The following is a 5,017-nucleotide window of genomic DNA, read 5'->3' on the forward strand; positions in this document are numbered from 1 at the left end:
GAGGGCGCGCTCAAGAAGGTCAGCACCGAATTGACCACCGCCGCGCGTGCGCTCGGCGAACCCGCCGCTGTCGTCGCCGGTGCCCCCGGCACCGCCGACGCGCTGCAGGACGCGCTCGCCGCCGCCGGTGCGGTCAAGGTCTACGCCGCCGAGTCCGACGACGTCGACAAGTACCTGGTCACCCCCAAGGTCGACATCCTGGCGTCGCTCGTCGAGTCCACCAGCCCCGCCGCCGTCATCACCGCCGCGTCCGTCGAGGGCAAGGAGGTGTCGGGCCGTCTCGCCGCCCGCATCGGTTCCGGTCTGCTCGTCGACGTCGTCGACGTCAAGGCCGACGGCTCGGCCGTGCACTCGATCTTCGGTGGTGCGTACACCGTCGACGCCAAGACCAACGGTGAGGTCCCCGTGATCTCGGTCCGTCCGGGTGCCGTCGAGGCCAAGCCCGAAGCTGCCGCCGCCGAGCGCGTGGCCGTCGAGGTTCCGGCCCAGGAAGAGAACGCCGTGAAGATCGTCTCGCGCGATCCGATCGTCGGCGGCGACCGTCCGGAGCTCACCGAGGCGTCGATCGTCGTCTCCGGCGGCCGCGGTGTCGGTTCGGCCGACAAGTTCTCCGTCGTCGAAGAACTCGCCGACTCGCTCGGTGCCGCCGTCGGTGCGTCCCGCGCCGCTGTCGACTCCGGCTACTACCCGGGCCAGTTCCAGGTCGGTCAGACCGGCAAGACGGTCTCGCCGCAGCTGTACGTCGCACTCGGCATCTCCGGTGCGATCCAGCACCGCGCCGGCATGCAGACCTCGAAGACCATCGTCGCCGTCAACAAGGACGAAGAGGCCCCGATCTTCGAGATCGCGGACTACGGCGTCGTCGGCGACCTGTTCAACGTCGCTCCGCAGCTGACCGACGAGGTCAAGAAGCACAAGGGCTGATCTGCTCGGGCAGACCGATCCCTGGTGGCCCCGTTCCTTTCGAGGAGCGGGGCCACATCTGTTCGGCGGAGTGTTCATCGGCGATGCATCACCGCGACATCCCGGCGCCGCCGGCACGCCTCCCGCACTCGTTACACCTTCGGCATGACCACATCGTCGGTGCTGTACCGCCCGAGTCAGTTCACCGCCCCGATCCTGTCCGGCCCCCGTTATTCCCTCGTCGTCTCGACCGAACCGTCGGTTCGCACGGCTGCGCAACGTCTGCGCCATCGGGTCTTCGCGAACGAACCGGGCTTCCGGCTCCCCGATTCCGGGACCGGCCTCGACACGGACCGTTTCGACGAGTTCTGCGACCACATACTCGTGCACGACCGGGTCACCGGCGATGTCGTCGGCTGCTACCGGATGTTGCTGCCCGAGGCCGCGCGCGAGGCGGGTGGGTACTACACCGCCACCGAATTCGATCTCACCGCCCTCGATCCCCATGGACGCGGCCTCGTCGAAATGGGTCGGGCCTGCGTCGATCCGGCCCATCGCTCCGGGTCCGTGCTCACCCTCATGTGGGCCGGGATCCTGCTCTATCTCGAGATGACCGGACACCACGAGGTCGTCGGATGCGTGTCGGTGCCCCTGCGCACGACGCCCGACGAACCCGAGGCGTCGAACGTGCGGGGTGTGCGCGACCTTCTGCTCGACCGACACGCGATCGAGCCCGCATCACGGGTACGCCCGTTGAACCCCGTCGTGGTCGACGGCCACCCTCTCGACGAGATCGCGCCGCCACCGCGCCCCGTGGTGCCGCCGCTGCTGCGCGGATATCTCCGGCTCGGTGCCCGGATCTGTGGTGAACCGGCCCACGACCCGGACTTCGGTGTCGCCGACTTCGTCGCGATACTCGCCGTGGACCGGGCGGATGCGCGGTATCTCGCCCGCTTGCGGGCCGTCGCGGAGCGCAACGAGGGTGGTGCGCGATGACGCGGCTGCACGGGTGGATGCCGTCGAGCCCGTGCGGCGCCCGGTGTCTGCCGGACGACGTGGACCGTGTGGGTCTGCCGACGGTGGGGCTGCGCATCGCGATCGTGGCGCTCGTGCTGACGGTGGTACCACTCCTGTCGGCCGGACGGATGATTCCCGCGACGCGCCGGGAACACACGCTGCGTCGCAGCGCGCGCGTGTTGCTGTGGTGCGTGGGCATCCGCCCGACGGTCGACGACAGACGTGACCGGCGGGCGCACGCAGGGGGCGTGCTCGTCGTTGCACCGCACGTCTCGTGGACCGACGTGCTCGTCCTCACCGCGGTCGCTCCCGCTGCCTTCGTGGCACGGGCGGACCTGCTCGACTGGGGTGTGCTGGGCACACTCGCACGCCGGATGCGCGTCATCGCCATCGACCGGGAACGGCTGCGTCTGCTGCCCGACGTGATCGATCGGATACGTAGCCGCCTGCTCGCAGGCGAACGTGTCGCGGTCTTCCCCGAGGGCACGACATGGTGCGGTCGGGCCTACGGCGGTTTCCGTCCCGCACTGCTCCAGGCGGCGGTGGACGCACAGTGCGCTGTCCAGCCGGTCGGACTGCGTTACCGCCACCGCACGGGCGAGTCCACTGCGGTGCCCGCCTTCGTCGGTGACGAGACGATCGGGTCGTCGCTCCGGCGGATGATCCGGAACCGTGGTGTCGTCGCCGAAGTCGTCCTGGCGCCGCTCGAACGGCCGGGACAGGACCGGCGTGATCTCGCGGCCCGATGCGACCGCGCGGTCCGCGCCGATCGTGTGGCCGATGCCATATCGTCCGTGCCGGTCGACCGCTCACCGCTTGCCGGTGCGGCGCACAGGGCGGACGCCGCCCGGCCGCGGACCCCCTGAGCGCGGCGGGCACCCGTGCCCACCCGCTATCCTGGATCGGTCATGACCTCGCCCGCCTCCGGTCCCTCCGGTACCTCCACGACCGTCTACCTCGATCACGCCGCGACGACGCCGATGCTTCCTGCGGCCGTCGAGGCGATGACGTCGGTTCTCACCACCGTCGGAAACGCGTCGTCCCTGCACGGTTCGGGGCGCGCAGCGCGCCGCCGCATCGAAGAGTCGCGAGAGTCGATCGCGGCCGCCCTCGGAGCCCGGCCCTCCGAGGTGATCTTCGTCTCCGGTGGTACCGAGGGCGACAACCTGGCGATCAAGGGCATCTACTGGGGCCGCCGCGCCCAGGATTCCCGTCGTCGCAGGATCCTGGCGAGCGCGGTCGAGCACCATGCTGTGCTCGACGCCGTCGAATGGCTCGTCGAGCACGCGGACGCAGTGGTGACGTGGCTTCCGGTCGACCGGTCCGGGCGCGTCGATCCCGGCGCGCTCCGCGACGAACTCTCGCGCTACGCCGACGAGGTCGCCCTCGTGTCCGTGATGTGGGCGAACAACGAGGTCGGCACCGTCATGCCGATCGTCGAACTCGCCGCCGTCGCCGCCGAGTTCGACGTCCCGATGCACAGCGACGCCGTGCAGGCGGTCGCTCATCTCCCCGTCGACTTCACCGCGAGCGGTCTGTCGGCGCTGACCCTGGCCGCCCACAAGTTCGGTGGGCCGCAAGGGGTGGGCGCGTTGCTGCTCGGCAGGCAGGTGCCGTGCGTGCCGCTCGCCCACGGCGGCGGTCACGAACGCGACGTGCGTTCGGGTACACAGGACACCGCGTCCGTCGTGGCGATGGCTGCGGCGCTGCGCGAGGTCACCTCGGACCTGTCCGGACGTAACGCCGAACTCGCACGCCTGCGCGATCTTCTCGTCGCGGGTGTCGAGTCGGTGATTCCCGAGGCGATCCTCAACGGCCCCCGCGGGGCGGGGCGACTGCCCAACAACGCACACTTCACATTCCCCGGGTGCGAAGGGGATTCGCTCCTGATGCTGCTCGACGCGGCCGGTATCGAATGCTCGACCGGCTCGGCGTGCACGGCCGGGGTCGCGCGTGCGAGCCACGTGCTCGTCGCGATGGGATCGGACCCCGTCACGGCGCGTGGATCGCTCCGATTCTCGTTGGGACACACGACGACCCGTGGTGACATCGAGAAACTGATCGAGACTCTCCCTTCCGTGGTGGACAGGGCTCGCGCCGCCGGACTGGCGAGCGCCGGTGGACGAGGAGGTGACCGGAGATGAGGATTCTTGCGGCAATGAGCGGCGGTGTGGACTCGGCGGTCGCCGCCGCCCGCATGGTCGAGGCCGGACACGACGTCGTCGGAGTACACCTCGCGTTGTCGAGCGCGCCGGGCACGCTGCGCACCGGCTCGCGGGGATGCTGTTCGAAGGAGGACGCCGGCGACGCCCGCCGCGCCGCCGACGTGCTCGGAATCCCGTTCTACGTGTGGGATTTCGCGGACCGCTTCAAGGAGGACGTGATCGACGACTTCGTCGCGTCCTACGCGGCCGGTGAGACCCCGAATCCGTGTCTGCGCTGCAACGAGAAGATCAAGTTCTCGGCGTTGGCCGACCGCGCCGTGGCCCTCGGCTTCGACGCCGTCGCCACCGGTCACTACGCGCGGTTGGACGGCGGAGTGCTGCGCCGCGCCGTCGACGCCGACAAGGACCAGTCGTACGTGCTGGCCGTGCTCACCGCGCAGCAGTTGTCGCGCGCGGTGTTTCCTGTCGGCGACACCCCCAAGAGCCGGATCCGCGAGGAGGCGGCCGAACGCGGACTCGCGGTGGCGAACAAGCCCGACAGCCACGACATCTGTTTCATCCCCTCGGGCGACACGCGAGCCTTCCTCGGTGCCCGGATCGGCGTGCGCCCGGGCGCCGTCGTGGACGACCGTTCCGGCGAGGTGCTCGCGCAGCACGAAGGTGTGCACGGCTTCACCGTGGGCCAGCGCAAGGGACTCGGCATCGCCGGACCCGGACCCGACGGTCGTCCCCGCTACGTCACGGCGATCGAGCCGGAGAGCGGCACCGTGCGGGTCGGCAGCGCCGAACAGCTGAAGGTCGGATCGATCCGGGCCGAGCGCGCCGTGTGGACCTCGGGCACGGCTCCCGTCGGCCCGATCGAGTGCGTCGTTCAGGTCCGCGCACACGGTGGACTGGCCCCGGCCGTCGCCGAAGCGGTGGGCACGGGCATC

The 5,017-nt window shown here is 70.3% G+C and carries 5 protein-coding genes; all 5 read left to right on the forward strand.

Annotation, left to right across the window (positions count from 1 at the left end; translation table 11 throughout):
• Window positions 1–924 (forward strand): electron transfer flavoprotein subunit alpha/FixB family protein (locus R1101_RS0115835; protein ID WP_016934361.1); only part of this gene is annotated, 924 nt, incomplete at its 5' end.
• 144 nt (window positions 925–1,068) lie between these two features.
• The gene (locus R1101_RS0115840) at window positions 1,069–1,899 is read left to right on the forward strand and encodes a GNAT family N-acetyltransferase (protein ID WP_016934362.1); all 831 of its coding nucleotides are present in this window, start codon (window positions 1,069–1,071) and stop codon (window positions 1,897–1,899) included.
• Window positions 1,896–2,786: a lysophospholipid acyltransferase family protein gene (locus tag R1101_RS0115845; RefSeq protein ID WP_016934363.1), complete on the forward strand. Its 891-nt coding sequence runs from the start codon at window positions 1,896–1,898 to the stop codon at window positions 2,784–2,786. The genes R1101_RS0115840 and R1101_RS0115845 overlap by 4 nt, the downstream gene beginning before the upstream one ends.
• A 42-nt stretch (window positions 2,787–2,828) precedes the next feature.
• Window positions 2,829–4,064 (forward strand): cysteine desulfurase family protein, encoded by a 1,236-nt coding sequence (locus R1101_RS0115850; RefSeq protein WP_016934364.1) that lies wholly within the window; start codon window positions 2,829–2,831, stop codon window positions 4,062–4,064.
• Window positions 4,061–5,017 (forward strand): tRNA 2-thiouridine(34) synthase MnmA (gene mnmA / locus R1101_RS0115855; RefSeq protein WP_037223778.1); only part of this gene is annotated, 957 nt, incomplete at its 3' end. The genes R1101_RS0115850 and mnmA, both read left to right, overlap by 4 nt.

It is taken from the genome of Rhodococcus sp. R1101 (genome assembly GCF_000278445.1).
Classification (GTDB): Bacteria; Actinomycetota; Actinomycetes; order Mycobacteriales; family Mycobacteriaceae; genus Rhodococcus; species Rhodococcus gordoniae.

What these genes read in the sequence shown, in the direction of transcription:
- R1101_RS0115850 (WP_016934364.1), top strand. Translation starts at nt 2,829, where the DNA reads ATGACCTCGCCCGCCTCCGGTCCCTCCGGTACCTCCACGACCGTCTAC.
- R1101_RS0115840 (WP_016934362.1), top strand. Translation starts at nt 1,069, where the DNA reads ATGACCACATCGTCGGTGCTGTACCGCCCGAGTCAGTTCACCGCCCCG.
- R1101_RS0115845 (WP_016934363.1), top strand. Translation starts at nt 1,896, where the DNA reads ATGACGCGGCTGCACGGGTGGATGCCGTCGAGCCCGTGCGGCGCCCGG.